Source organism: Mesorhizobium sp. P2_E10 (genome assembly GCF_056404235.1).
In genome coordinates, this window is the sequence record NZ_JBFUEK010000002.1 from 346375 (window position 1) to 359410 (window position 13036).

Here is a 13036-nt window from a genome sequence, read left to right on the forward strand (position 1 = left end):
GCCATCTCCCCCTCAAGGGGGGAGACAAGCAGCTCACCCCAGCGGCGGCCCGACAATATCGATGCCGTTCTTTGCGCAGAGCTGCACCAGAGCCGCGATGATTTCCGGCGTCGGTTCCGTCTGGGGTGGCAATTCCGGCCGCTCGGCAGGGCGACCCGCCTGGCGCAGCAGCGTTTCGAAATCCGCACCGCGCGTGACGGTGAGTGTGCGCGCGCCTTCGCGCGACTCGACCCGGTAGGTGTGCGGCAGGCCTTTCGGTGCGATGACTGTATCGCCGGGGCCAGCAAGCCGTTCCTGGCCGTCGATCTGAAAGCGCATCCGCCCCTCCAGAACATGAAACACCTCATCTTCCTGGCGATGCACATGCAGCGGCGCAGAGTCGCCATACGGCATGCAATGCTCGACGACGCAGATGCCGTCCTCTCCCGCGGCCGACGGGATGTGGATCGCGATGAGCGTGTTGTTGAACCAGAAGAGTTCCTTGCCTGTGATCGTCCCGGGGGTCATTGTCATGGCTTTCTGCTCCTTTTGTCGCCTGTGCCGACTGGGTGGCGCTGACGACGACCTAACCAAGGACATGCCCGCAACGGAAATCGAATGATCGTATGGGATGAATTGATGCGATGAATTTGAACGCGCTCGACCTCAATCTTGTCCGGGTGTTCGACGCGCTTTTGCGGGAAAGAAGCGTTACACGTGCCGGCGAGCAGATCGGCCTCAGCCAGCCTGCGGTCAGCGCTGCGCTCAATCGCCTGCGGCATGTCCTCAACGACCAGCTGTTCGTGCGGCGCGGCAATGAGATGGTGCCGACGCCGCGGGCCGAGAGCCTGGCGGAGCCGTTGCGCGTGGCGCTTCGCGAAATCGAACGTGTCTTCCAGTCCACGAAAAGCTTCGATCCGGCGGAGCTTGACCGAACCTTCACGCTGATGGGCGCGGACTTCTTCTCCATGATGCTGATGCCGTTCCTTGCGGCACGTATCGCCGAAATGGCGCCCCGCGTGTCGTTCCGCTTTCTGGACAGCGCGCGGGGCGACGTTTCGAGGCTGCTCCAGGAGGATGAAATCGACGCGGCACTCGAACGCCCGCTGGAGGTTTCCGACTGGGTCTCCAGCACGCCGCTATTCCATTCGCCATTCGCAATCATTGCGGCGAGGGACAACGCCGCAATCAGGCAGAGCGGGATTGCGGACAGCGAGCGGCTGCCGATCGACCTTTTCTGCGAACTGCCCCACGTTCTTCGCTCCATCGACGGTTCGATGTCGGGCTCCACCGACGAGGCGCTCGGCAGGATCGGGCGAACGCGTCGTGTGAGCCTGGCGTTGCCGCACTTTCAGGCTGTCGCGCTGGCGGTGGCAAACGGAAACTATCTTGCCGCGGTTCCCATGCAGTTCGCGGTTTGGGCGGCGAAGAGCCTGCCGCTCGCCATCTTTGAACCGCCGCTCCCCATTTCCGTTCCTGAAGTCAGGATGTACTGGCACGCGCGCCACGACGACGAGCCGCCGCACCGCTGGGTTCGCGAGCAGATACTCGAAGCTGTTGGAGTGCTTGGTTTCCGGGACTCTGGCGGCTCATAGCAGCCGACCGCTTCTCACCCTGCAGTGTACCCCCCGTCGATGGCGAAAATGCCACCGCTGGTCCACGCCGCCTCGTCGCTGGCCAGATACACGGCAATGCCGGCGAGGTCCTTTGTCTGGCCGATGCGGCCGAGCGGATAACTGCGCTCGACATAGGCTTTCAGTTCGGCTTGTGCTTCCGCCGGCAGGTTCTCGATCGATTTGCGCCGCATGGCGGTGTCGACGGTGCCGGGTGCGATGGCATTTACCCTGATGCCGCGCGGGCCGAGCTCAAAGGCCAGCGATTTGGTCAGCGAATTCAGCGCGCCCTTCGACAGCGAATAGAGGCTCGACGGCCGCTTCGGGATCATCTTGTTGGCGAAATAGGACGAGATGTTGATCACCGAGGCACCGCTTGGCGTGAGATGCGGCAGCAGGCGCTGGGTGAGGAAGAACGCCGCCGTCACGTTCAGCGCGAAGGATTGTTGGAACTGCTCTTCGCTGACCGTCTCGAAGGGCACCAGGAACGCCACGCCGGCATTGTTGACCAGGATATCCAGCGACCGGCCGGACTTTTTCACCTGATCGACCACGGCGTCGATACCGGCTGATGTGGCAAGGTCTGCCGACAGCGTTTCGACGCCGGCGCCGAGTTTTTCGCGAGCGGCGCCGAGTTTTCCGGCGTCGCGGCCGACGATCAGAACCTCAGCACCCTCGCGCAAAAAGGCCTCGGCGATGGCCAGGCCGATGCCGTCGGAACCGCCGGTGACCAGCGCCCGTTTGCCGCCCAATCTCATCGAATACTCCTGCGCGCTCTCGCCACCCGCCGCACGGTCAGAGCACCGCTGCCGGCAGTCGCGGTCAAGTCATCGGCCTATCGCACAGTATGAACTTCGCCAGACCGCCGGCCAGAGGCTACTGCTGCTCCGTCGCCAGGCAAGGCTTCCCGGAAGACCAGCCGCGCGGCGACATGATCCTTGACCTGGCGGATCGCCTGTTCGCGCGACACACTTCCCGGCCGCAGGGCGAGCCGCAGCCAGAGCCCGTCGATCAGCGCGGAGACGCCAAGCGCGATGTCCTTGGCCTCCCTGGGCGGGGCAAGACCGCGCAGGCCGGACAAAAGGTTAGAGCGCATGCGGGCGTGGATCACCTTCTGGATACGGGCCAGGTTCTCGTCGCGCGGCACCTCGGCGCAGAGCGAAAGCCACGCATGGCAGAGTGGAGGCTGAAACAAATGCGGCTCGAAATTGCCTTCGATCACCGCCTCCAGGCGCTCCATCGGAGTCCGTGCCCGGCGAAGCCGTGCGATCACCGCATCACGCAGGACGACGTTGGCCTCGCGCATCGCGTGCTCGAACAATTCCTGCTTGTTGCGGAAATAATGCAGCACGATGCCCTTCGATGCACCGGCCTGGGAGGCGACCTTTTCCAAGGTCGCTCCGGCAATGCCTTCGCGCTGCAGGACAGCGAAAGCCGCCTGCCGCAGTTCCTTGCGGCGTATGTCGCTAAGACGAGTCAGTTTCACGGGTTCGATCCATGCATCACGAATCCAAGTTGACATTTTCGTCCATCTAGATCAACAATTGACCGGTGGGACAATAATTAGACCAAATGGTCAACATAGCACAATGAGGAGAACCGAAATGCAACGCATCTTTGCAACTGGCGTCTGTCTGGCAGCGCTGGCGCTGGCATCTCACGCCGCCCAGGCGGGCGAGACCGAGCAGTGCAAGACGGTACGCATGGCCGAACCCGGCTGGAACGATCTCGCCTTCACCACGGGGATCGCCAGCGTCCTGCTTGACGCGCTCGGCTATCAGGCGAAAAGCGATGTGCTCGGCATGAACGTCATCTATGAGGGCATGAAGAACAAGGACCTGGACGCGTTCCTTGGCTATTGGGATCCCGCCACCGTCGTTTACTATGCGCCTTACAAGAAGGACGGCTCGATCGAGAATGTGCGCGTCAATCTCGAAGGTGCCAAATACACTTTCGCGGTGCCCACCTATGTCTGGGAGGCTGGCGTCAAGGACTTCTCCGACCTGCACAAATTCGCCGACAAGTTCGGCAAGAAGATGTACGGCATCGAGCCCGGATCGAACCAGCTGATGATGGATGCCATCGCCGATCCTTCGCTCGGCCTCGATGGCTGGCAGGTGGTCGAGTCGAGCGAAGCCGGCATGCTGTCGGAGGTCGGCTACGAGATCAAGGAAAAGCAGTTCATCGTCTTCCAGGCCTGGGCGCCGCATCCGATGAACACAATGTACGACTTCAAGTATCTGACCGGCGGCGACAAGTTCTACGGCCCGAATTTCGGCGCAGCAACAGTGTCGACGCAGGTGCGCAAGGGCTATCTGCAGGAATGCCCGAACGTCGCGCAACTCTTGAAGAATCTCGTCTTCGACGTCGACTTCGAGAATGTCGGCATGGGCTATCTGATCAATGACGGCATGAAGCCTGAAGAGGCCGCACTGAAGGCAATCACCCTGAACAAGGGCCGTCTCGACGCCTGGTTGGCCGGGGTCACCAGTTTCGACGGCAAGCCTGGCCTGGCCGCGGTGAAGGAAAAGCTCGGCCTGTGAATTCCTCTGGACTGGAGGCCGGGCAGGAAGAGTGGGCCGGCCGCAAGCACATGGTCGATGTCGGTGGCCTCGCCATGGCTTGCATCGAAATCCCCGGCGCCGAGCCGGCCCTGCTGCTGATCCATGGCTTCACCGATACCAGCCGCAGCTTTTCGCTGCTGGTGCCGCATCTGGCAGGCCGCAGGCTGGTCATCCCGGACCTGCGCGGCCATGGCGCTTCAGAGGCCGGATCGCGCGCTTTCCGGCCTGCGGACTTCGCCGACGACATTGCCGGGCTGATCGGGCGGTTGCGGCTCGAACGGCCGGTTCTCGTCGGCCATTCGCTTGGCGCCATGATCGCCGTCGAGGCGGCAGCCAAGTATGGCGAGCTGATCGGTGGGCTGGTGCTGGTGGCGGGAACGCTGAAGCCCGGCATCTCGCAGGACCATCAAATGGTGAGCGGCGTCCGGGCCTTGCGCGACCCGATCTCGCCTGCCGACCCGTTCTATGCGTGGTGGCATGCCTGCGGGCCCGGCGTGCCGCAGGCCTTCCTGGCATTGATGGCGCAGGAGGCCTCTGCAATGCCGGCTGAGCGCTGGCGGCTGATCCTAGAACAGCTTCGCAGCGCTGATCTGGCCGGTGCGGCGTCGGCCGTGCGGCAGAAGACGCTGATCATTGGCGGCGCAGTCGATCCGCTGTTCGGTGAGGCGCATCAGCGAGCGCTGCTGCGCGCGCTTCCAGGTTCCGACTTCGTCCGCCTTGAAGGCTGCGGCCACAATCCGCACTGGGAGGATCCGGCACTCGCCGCCGCCGCCATCACCGGCAAATTCAGGGCAGGGGCCTGATACGAGGGGCTACCTCAGCAGCGATTGCGAGGTCGCCGACAGGCGCAAGGTTTCGGTTGGTTTGGCGATGGCCGACTGCGCTGCTTGCAGAAATGCCTGCCACTTCGGCGCGTTCGCCAAGGCCGCTTCATGGCGGGCGTGCGCCTCGATGTTGTCGAAACCGGTGACGCTGATGAAGACGTTTTCGGATGTTCGCACCGGCAAGCGGGGGAAACTGTTTTCGGCGCGTTCGGTGACGAAGGCGGCGAGCAGCTTTGCGCCGAGCGCCTTGAGCGTTGGGACGGCCAAGGCCTCGAAGTTTTCGGCAAAGCCGGCCTGCGCGCCCTCCCGCAAATGATGAATCTGCATGACAACGATACCCTTCAAGCGACTGTCACCGTTCAATTTTTCGACGTCGGCGTCTTGATGGGCTGCCGATGCCGGTACTGGCCGTTGCAACCCCGACAGGTCGAAGCCGGCGCCCGGCCATGCCGGCTTCAGCTGCAGCACATCGTCGGAATCGATCATCGTGGCATTGGCGGCATTGCTGTAGGCACCCCACACCGGCCCTTCATAGAAAGCAGTCAGTGCGTCTTTCCGCGCCTCCATGCCGTCGAAACCACGCATCCAGACGAACATGTCAGGCCGGTCAAGGTCGCGGAACTGACCGATGATGGTCATCCCCGCATCTTCCTGGCCTTCGATCAGGTGGGTGTCGAAGATATCGATCAGCGTATCGCGCTTGCCGGGCTTCAGCGTGTATTGCCGGAGTTCGACGACTGGCGAAGCGTGCAGGGCGGATCTCGTAGGGGCAGCTAAGGGCAAGTTCATTGCGTCGCCTCCAAAACAGGATGATCATCCGGTTTATAAAACAGACCGATTGTCCTGTTTTGTCAATCTGCTATCGTGCGCAGATGTCAGCAGAGATTGCCGGGCGTCCGAAAGGGCGGTCATCCAAACGCACCAACGACCCCGAAGGCGTGCGCAACAAGGTTCTGGACGTCGCCGAAGCGTCGTTTCAGGCGCGCGGCTACAATGCCTCCAGCATGGGCGACCTGATGGCGGCGGCAGGTGTTACCGGCGGCGCGCTGCACCACCATTTCCCGACCAAGAAGGCGCTGGCGCTTGCCGTGATCGAGGAGCGCGTTGCCGCAGCCGTCGAAGAAACCTGGATCGCGCCGGTGCACGCTGCAGGCTCGGCTCGCGAAGGCGTACGCAAGGTGTTCGAAGCGGTGGCGACGGAGCTGGAACAGCAAGGCTTCGTGCGCGGCTGTCCGCTCAACAATCTGGCGCATGAACTGTCGTTGGCCGATCCGGATTTTCGCGTGGCCTTGGCTCACATCTTTTCCGCATGGCGCCAGGCGATCGCCGACAAGGTCAGGGCCGACCAGCAAGCGGGCAGGGAGCAAGGCACCGATGCGCAGCGCTTTGCAGCACTGACCGTCGCCACCTACTCCGGCGCCATGTCGATGGCCAAGACGGCGCAGGATGCCAAGGTGCTGCGCGACTGCCTGGAGGAATTGCAGCGCGTGACCAGCTCGGCTCCATCGGTCCAGGACGGAGCGAGAGCCAGACGACCTCGCAGGGTACTGCCGCGACCAGGGCCTTAGCGGCCAGACGAACGGCGCTGGCCCGCCGGCTCTATCGATTCATCCGCTTCCTCAACGCTGTCGAGCGCGAGGCCCCGCCTGGCAAGACGGCCACGCCATCCTTGACAATCAGGCAACGTCGCACTTGACGACCGCTATTCAGTGACGCTATATACCGGTAGTCAGTAACACTGAATAGCCAGAGGAGGTTGCGTGGGCAAGCAGATGACAGAGATGCTCAAGGGCACGCTCGAGGGCATCATCCTCGCGATTCTGTCCGCGCAGCCGGCGTACGGCTACGAGATCACGGCACGGTTGCGAGAGCAGGGCTTCTCCGACATCGCCGAAGGCACCGTCTACGCCCTGCTCGTCAGGAACGAGCAAAAGGGCCTCGTCGACGTGCACAAGATCCCGTCCCAGATGGGGCCGCCGCGCAAGGTCTATTCGCTCAACGCTCAGGGACGGGACTATCTCGAAGAGTTCTGGAGGACGTGGAGCTTCCTCGCAGAACGGCTCGAACAGCTCCACGCAGAAAGGAAATAGACATGGCCACAGCATGGATCGAGCAGATCACAGGGGCGCTCGAGCAGAAGAAGCGCTACCGGCAGTACAAAGCGCGCACGCAACAGCTTCCCGCTAACTATCGCGCCGCGATCGATGCGCTGGATCGGTACCTGATGTACTTCGGGGCGATAACGAAAGGCGACACCTTGGTGTCGATGCTGGAGGATCTCGCCGACCTCTTCGAGCAGAGCGTCGTGAATGGAACCCCGATCCGCGCCGTCGTCGGGGAGAACCCTGTGGAGTTCGCTGAGACGTTTCTCCAGAACTACTCGGAGGGTCAGTGGATCAACAAGGAGCGGAAACGACTGACCGACGCCATTGATCGCGTCGCGGACAGCCAGCGGTGACAACCGAAGGAACGGATATCCAGACGGCGGCCAGGCAGCCAATTCTGCGGCGCCGTGCCAAGCGTACGATTCAATCCACTAATTAGGTAGCGGTTTGATCTTCGTATAACCGTTCACCGATTCCGCGCTGGTGCCTTCATCGTAGCGCCGGGCGAGCGCTGCTTGCAGATCGGGTGAATAGAGCGCGGTGAACGTATCCAGCATCTCGCCGGCCCCGTTCTTGAAGGTCTCTTTGACGGCAAGAACATTGTATTTGCAGTCGCCGAGGCTGAACGCCTCCTTGCCTTTGACGGTCAAAGTCAGCGTCTTGGTGCTCTTCGGCTGCTTGTTCGGCGACAGCTCGACAAATTCGATCGTGCTCTTCGCCCCCGTCTTCAACGGAAACAGTTTTCTGAGATCTGAAAACGGGATCATCGCCAGCCGGCCGGTATCACTGTCGCGAAACACCTCGATCAAGCCGCCGAACAGGAACTGTGTCTGCGGCGATTCGGATTGGTATGTGTTGGCGACGGAAACCATACCGCCCGCTGCCGGCCGGAACTCGCTGCGGATGCCGGGCATTTCCAGCACGAAGCCGTCCTTGGCGGATTTCGCGTCGATGCAACCGGCGGCATCGGCGACACCCGCCGACAGCAATGCGGCCAGTATCATGCCGATAGGTGCAGCTTTCATGGCGTCCCCGTACAAGCTGAACGTTAGCGCGCGTAGAAATGACAGACCCGCAACACGCTGTCGATGGCCAGCAGGTCTTGTGACCCGCGCGCAAAACTGGACGAACCGTTGCCAGCTGTGCTGAATTTCGCGCCATGATGAATCGCCTTTCGCAAAAATTGGTCTCCCGGCGCGGCTTCCTGGCCCAGGCAGCGGGGTTTGCCGTGGCCGGCGCTGTCGCGCGCCCGGCGCTCAGCCAGACCGGGCAGCGCATTGCGCCCATCGACGCCACCTTTCTGTTCGTCGCCGATATCCACGCCTGCCGCATGGCCAGCGGCTTGAGCCCCAACTGCCAGCAGGAAGGCAAGACCGACGCCGCCTTGCTGCGCGGCGTCGCCGCGCTGAACGGCCTCGGTGACAAGGACTGGCCGGCGGACATCAATGGCGTCGCCACCGGCCTGCGTTCGGCCGGCAGCCGTATCGGCACGCCGCTCGGCCTCGTCGTCGGCGGCGACATCACCGATGATGGCGGCGGCCAGATCACCCAGCCCAGCGAAGGCACGCAGTTGCTGCAGTTCAGCCAGCGTTACAGCCAAGGCGTTGGCCCCGATCGTGTCCACATGCCGGTCTATGTCGGGCTCGGCAACCACGACCTCGACCAGAACGGCCCGCCGCACCATGTCGACTGGTACCGCCGCGAAATGCGCGACTATGTCGAGGTCAATCACCGCGCCGGCGTGTTCTTCAAGCCGCCGGTGCCGGCGACCGACTATGATGTCGATACCGACTGCTATTCATGGGATTGGGGCGGCCTGCATCTCGTCCAGACGCACCGTTTCGCCGGCGACACCGGCCACGGCGCCATCTCCAGCCTGCCATGGCTGAAGCAGGATCTGGCGACCTACGCAGCGGACGGCCGCCCTGTCATCCTGTTCCAGCACTATGGCTGGGATACGTTTTCGACCGAACGCTGGGATGCCGCCAAACGAACCTACGACGATGACGGCACCGGCGCGCCGCACTGGTGGAGCGAGGCCGACCGCCAGGCGCTGCTTTCGGCGCTGAAGGGTTACAATGTCATCGCCATCTTCCACGGCCACCAGCACGACACGCCGCTGATCTACCGCCGCGACGGGCTCGATTTGTTCAAGCCGAAGGCAGCCTATATGGGCGGTTTCGCTGTCGCGCGGGTGACCAGTGACGGCATGGATGTGGTGCTGGGCGAGGCCAGCGACGACCATGGCGCCGTGACTTTCACCAATGCCTTCAGCAAAGGCTGGAACACATGAAAAGGCGGCCTGAGAGGCCGCCTTTCCTCGATCGTCAAAGCGTTCCGCGGTGCTGTGTTAGAGCGCTTTCTTGATCTTGTCCTTCATGTCGCCATAGGTCTTCTGCACCTTGCCGGCGATCTTGTCGGCCGTGCCTTCGGCCTGGGTCTGCCGATTGCCGGTGGCTTTGCCGGCGGCTTGCTTGATCGAGCCCTTGACCTGCTTGGCCACGCCCGCGACCTGATCCTTGTTCACCATTTTTGCATCTCCTGGGATTTTGAATTCCGGTGCTTCATTCGCGAGAGGCAAACGGGCCGGCGTGCTTCTGGTTCCACACCTGCCATGCCGACCGCGCCGGTTGCGCCCGGCGGGTCAATCCGGATAGGCTCCGCTCGGGCCGCAAGGTGAAGTTGGCCCGGGGGTGTCGGATGCGTTTTCGTCCAGACCTTGCCTTGGCTGCTGCCATGCTGATGGCCGGCTGCGTCGCCGACGATGTCGGGCCGATCAACGTCGAGGTCTCCAAGGTTGGCCACCCGTCGCCGACCTTCCTACCCGATCCGGGCGACGACGGCTCGACCGTGGTCGGCCTCGCCTTTTCCGGCGGCGGCACCAGGGCGGCTGCCTTCTCCTATGGGGTGCTGCGGGCGCTGGACGAGATCGTCATCGACGAGCGGCCGTACCGCCGCACGCTCGTTGACGACATCAGGATGATTTCCGGTGCGTCCGGCGGCGCCATCGCCGCAGCCTATTTCGGCTACAGGGGCAAGGACGGCTATCAGGATTTTCGCGAGCGCTTCCTCATCCAGGATGCGGAAGCCGATCTCAGGACATCGCTGTCGCCGCTCAATCTGGTGCGCGCCTACAATGGCGGCGTCAACGACCGCAGCGGCTTTGCCAAATGGCTGAACGACCATCTCTTCGACGGCGCGACGTTCGAGGCCTTCCGCAAGCCGGACCGGCCCATCGTCTGGGTCAATGCGTCCGATATCTACAACCGCACGCCGTTCCTGTTCAGCTACGACACCTTCGCGGCCCTGTGCAGCGATCTCGACAAGGTGCGGCTGGCCGATGCGGTTGCCGCCTCCGCCGCCGTGCCTGTCGTCTTCGCGCCGATCGTGATCTCCGCCACCAGTCCGCATTGCGACTATCACCGGCCGCAATGGCTGGAGCGGGCGCTGGCCGATCGCAACGCGTCGACCCGGCTCAGGGCCCATGCCAGGGCGCTCGATTCCTACCAGAAGGAGGATCCACTCGACTTTGTGAAGCTGCTCGACGGTGGCCTGACCGACAATATCGGCGTGACCGGCTTCACACTGGAGCGCTCCGCCGCCGGCACGCCTTACGGTCCGCTGTCACCGTCCGCAGCCGTCAGGTTGAGGACGCTGCTATTCATCGTCGCCGACGCCGGCAGCGACCGCGATGTGACCTGGGCCAAGAAGATCCACGGGCCGAAGCTCAGCCAGCTGTTCGGCGCCGTGACCGGCACCACACTGGCGGCCTCGGTGCGTGACGAATTCGATGCGCTGACGCTGGCCGTCTCACAATGGCAGGACGAGCTGGTGCGCTATCGCTGCAGTCTGCCGGTCGCGACGGTGGCCGCCTATCGCGGCTCGGCGGGCAGTTGGAACTGCCGCGATGTCCAGCTCATCGTCGAGCATCTGTCCTTCGCCGATCTCGATCCGGCAAGGCAGGTCAAGCTGAACCTGATCCCGACGCGCCTGAAACTGCCGGCCGAACAGGTCGATCTCACCATCGCCGCCGGCCGCGAGGCACTGCTGGTCAATGCGGAGATCGCCAGCGCGGTCGCCGCCATCCGCGCGCATGCAGGTGTCTCGCCTGGGGCGCAATTGACGGCACAGGCCCATTGATATCAGGGGTGCAGACTGGACCAGTGCATGGCGGCCAAAACGCTTTGCTGGCCTCACATCCGCTGGTTAGTGTGGCGAAAAATTGGGGAGACAATCTTGGCTGAATTCAAGCTCTACATCGGCAACAAATGCTTCTCCTCGTGGTCGCTCAGGCCATGGGTGGCGATGAAGCATCTGGAGATCCCGTTCGAGGAAGGTTTCGTGCGCCTGCGCACGCCGCAGACCTTTGCCAATCTGGCCAAAGTGTCGCCGACCGGGCTGGTGCCGGTGTTGAATCACAATGGCAGGATCGTCTGGGAAACCCTTGCCATCCTTGAATATCTCGCCGACTTGTTTCCTCAGAAGAAGCTGTGGCCTTCAGACATCGGCGCTCGTGCCTTAGCTCGCTCAGTTGCGACCGAGATGCATTCCGGCTTTCGCGAGGTGCGCTATGGCTGGCCGATGAACCTGCGCCGTCCCAAGGGTCACAAGCCGCTCGACGTCGATGGAGAAGTGCAGCGGGCTCGCATCGAGGCGATCTGGCGGCAATGTCGGGAAAACCACGGCAAGGGCGGCCCGTTCCTGTTCGGCCATTTCACCGCGGCCGACGCCATGTACGCGCCGATCGTCACCCGCTTCGACACCTATGGCGGCGAGCTCGCGCCGGATACCCGGGCCTATGTCGACGCTGTGCTGGCGACGCCGGCGATGCGCCACTGGTATGCGGAGGCAGCGAAAGAAACCTGGCCGGAGCCCGGTCCGGACGAATAGGAGGAGGTATGGCCAGCAACGACGGACCGGGCGAGGCGGCAGTGCCATCGATCTTCCACTGCCGGCTGATCCCGCCTCGGCCTGACTTCGCCTTCACCATGACGGAGGAGGAGAGGGAACTGATGGGCCGGCATGCCGACTACCTGCGCGGCAAACTTCGCGATGGCACCATGATCCTGGCCGGCCCGGTCGCAGACCCGGCCGGTCCTTGGGGGCTACTGATCCTGCGCGTCGGGAGCGAGACTGAGGCCAGGGCGGTGACCGATGCCGACCCGGTCGTCCGCTCGGGGAAGGGCTTCCGCTATGAAATCCTGCCGCTGATGAGCGCAATCATCTGAGGGGCACCACTGCATGGCGCCAAATACAAGAACGCCCCTCGTGCCTTTTATCGCGCGGGGGGCGTCCTGTTGCCGGTAGCCTTTCATTCGATTGCTCTCATGAATTGCTGACGGCACCCATAAAATGCACAGGCGCGGGGTTGGTTCCCTCGTGTGTAGAATTTTTTTTGGGGAGGGCCTGACGCCCGCGCACCGCGCTGTCTCAGGTACTTTTGAGATCCTGGCACCGGACAACTTTGCGTCGAATCTTGCCGTTGCCTAAACCAAAAATTGACACGGCTTCAAAAGAAGCGTAGAAGAAATTCGTCGATATTTGTTTGACCGACTTTTGTTATCCGCGCACACATGCGCGCCTTTGACGAACTTCCCCATCAAAAATCGAGACAAAAATCGTTGTGCATTCGCACCGCGATTAACGAATATTGCCATGGAAAGGGTTCGTCATGAGCACCGGCACAGTTAAATGGTTCAACGCCACCAAAGGTTTTGGTTTTATTCAGCCTGACGACGGCTCGGCCGACGTTTTCGTTCACATCTCGGCCGTCGAGCGCGCCGGAATGCGCGACATCGTCGAAGGCCAGAAGCTCGGCTACGAGATGGTCCGCGACAACAAGTCGGGCAAGATGTCCGCCGATCAGTTGAAGGCGGCCTAATACGGAATTCAGCCTTCCCGGTGACCACGGATGTACTGGCACCGGTGAATGGCGAATTCTGAGGCCTGCG

Annotated in this window: 17 protein-coding genes; 11 read left to right on the top strand and 6 right to left on the bottom strand. The window is 62.6% G+C overall.

Annotated elements, in window-relative coordinates; translation table 11 throughout:
* Positions 1-33: 33 nt before the first annotated feature.
* A complete protein-coding gene (locus tag AC1D0N_RS06440; RefSeq protein ID WP_477242561.1) occupies positions 34-507 on the bottom strand; it encodes a cupin domain-containing protein in 474 nt (157 codons plus the stop codon).
* Between the two features lie 116 nt (positions 508-623).
* On the opposite strand from AC1D0N_RS06440, the gene AC1D0N_RS06445 reads away from it, so the two are divergent.
* Entirely contained in the window at positions 624-1574 is a 951-nt protein-coding gene (locus AC1D0N_RS06445; protein WP_477242563.1) for a LysR family transcriptional regulator, read from the top strand.
* Between the two features lie 14 nt (positions 1575-1588).
* On the opposite strand, the gene AC1D0N_RS06450 is transcribed toward AC1D0N_RS06445, so the two are convergent.
* Positions 1589-2350, bottom strand: coding sequence for an SDR family NAD(P)-dependent oxidoreductase (locus tag AC1D0N_RS06450; protein WP_477242565.1), 762 nt, complete (start codon positions 2348-2350; stop codon positions 1589-1591).
* A 77-nt stretch (positions 2351-2427) separates the two neighbouring features.
* Positions 2428-3114, bottom strand: a complete 687-nt coding sequence (gene betI / locus AC1D0N_RS06455) for a choline-binding transcriptional repressor BetI (RefSeq protein WP_477242567.1) — start codon at positions 3112-3114, stop codon at positions 2428-2430.
* 82 nt (positions 3115-3196) lie between these two features.
* Between betI and choX the strand changes: the two genes are divergently transcribed.
* Positions 3197-4135, top strand: coding sequence for a choline ABC transporter substrate-binding protein (choX, locus tag AC1D0N_RS06460; RefSeq protein ID WP_477242569.1), 939 nt, complete (start codon positions 3197-3199; stop codon positions 4133-4135).
* Positions 4132-4959, top strand: coding sequence for an alpha/beta fold hydrolase (locus AC1D0N_RS06465; protein ID WP_477242571.1), 828 nt, complete (start codon positions 4132-4134; stop codon positions 4957-4959). The genes choX and AC1D0N_RS06465 overlap by 4 nt, the downstream gene beginning before the upstream one ends.
* Before the next feature lie 9 nt (positions 4960-4968).
* Here AC1D0N_RS06465 and AC1D0N_RS06470 read toward each other — a convergent pair whose 3' ends face one another.
* Positions 4969-5769, bottom strand: a complete 801-nt coding sequence (locus AC1D0N_RS06470; RefSeq protein ID WP_477242573.1) for an NIPSNAP family protein — start codon at positions 5767-5769, stop codon at positions 4969-4971.
* A gap of 83 nt (positions 5770-5852) precedes the next feature.
* On the opposite strand from AC1D0N_RS06470, the gene AC1D0N_RS06475 reads away from it, so the two are divergent.
* The 3 genes from AC1D0N_RS06475 (at position 5853) to AC1D0N_RS06485 (ending at position 7438) form a co-directional block, all read left to right on the top strand.
* The gene (locus tag AC1D0N_RS06475; protein WP_477242575.1) at positions 5853-6548 is read left to right on the top strand and encodes a TetR/AcrR family transcriptional regulator; all 696 of its coding nucleotides are present in this window, start codon (positions 5853-5855) and stop codon (positions 6546-6548) included.
* 192 nt (positions 6549-6740) lie between these two features.
* Entirely contained in the window at positions 6741-7070 is a 330-nt protein-coding gene (locus AC1D0N_RS06480; protein ID WP_477242577.1) for a PadR family transcriptional regulator, read from the top strand.
* A 2-nt stretch (positions 7071-7072) separates the two neighbouring features.
* Positions 7073-7438, top strand: a complete 366-nt coding sequence (locus AC1D0N_RS06485; protein ID WP_477242579.1) for a DUF1048 domain-containing protein — start codon at positions 7073-7075, stop codon at positions 7436-7438.
* Between the two features lie 78 nt (positions 7439-7516).
* Here AC1D0N_RS06485 and AC1D0N_RS06490 read toward each other — a convergent pair whose 3' ends face one another.
* Complete coding sequence (locus AC1D0N_RS06490) at positions 7517-8110, bottom strand: hypothetical protein (RefSeq protein WP_477242581.1); 594 nt, start codon at positions 8108-8110, stop codon at positions 7517-7519.
* A gap of 134 nt (positions 8111-8244) precedes the next feature.
* On the opposite strand from AC1D0N_RS06490, the gene AC1D0N_RS06495 reads away from it, so the two are divergent.
* Positions 8245-9378, top strand: coding sequence for a metallophosphoesterase (locus tag AC1D0N_RS06495; protein WP_477242583.1), 1134 nt, complete (start codon positions 8245-8247; stop codon positions 9376-9378).
* Positions 9379-9435: 57 nt separating this feature from the next.
* Here the strand turns inward: AC1D0N_RS06495 and AC1D0N_RS06500 are convergent, their stop codons facing one another.
* Positions 9436-9615 (bottom strand): CsbD family protein, encoded by a 180-nt coding sequence (locus AC1D0N_RS06500; RefSeq protein ID WP_477242585.1) that lies wholly within the window; start codon positions 9613-9615, stop codon positions 9436-9438.
* Positions 9616-9785: 170 nt separating this feature from the next.
* Between AC1D0N_RS06500 and AC1D0N_RS06505 the strand changes: the two genes are divergently transcribed.
* From AC1D0N_RS06505 to AC1D0N_RS06520, 4 genes are all read left to right on the top strand, one after another.
* Positions 9786-11225 carry a patatin-like phospholipase family protein gene (locus AC1D0N_RS06505; protein ID WP_477242587.1) on the top strand — a complete coding sequence of 480 codons (1440 nt, stop codon included), beginning with the start codon at positions 9786-9788 and terminating at the stop codon, positions 11223-11225.
* Positions 11226-11321: 96 nt separating this feature from the next.
* Positions 11322-11975, top strand: a complete 654-nt coding sequence (locus tag AC1D0N_RS06510; RefSeq protein ID WP_477242589.1) for a glutathione S-transferase family protein — start codon at positions 11322-11324, stop codon at positions 11973-11975.
* Between the two features lie 8 nt (positions 11976-11983).
* Complete coding sequence (locus AC1D0N_RS06515; RefSeq protein WP_477242591.1) at positions 11984-12313, top strand: YciI family protein; 330 nt, start codon at positions 11984-11986, stop codon at positions 12311-12313.
* 443 nt (positions 12314-12756) lie between these two features.
* Positions 12757-12966 (top strand): cold-shock protein, encoded by a 210-nt coding sequence (locus tag AC1D0N_RS06520; RefSeq protein WP_010915421.1) that lies wholly within the window; start codon positions 12757-12759, stop codon positions 12964-12966.
* Positions 12967-13036: the final 70 nt, after the last annotated feature.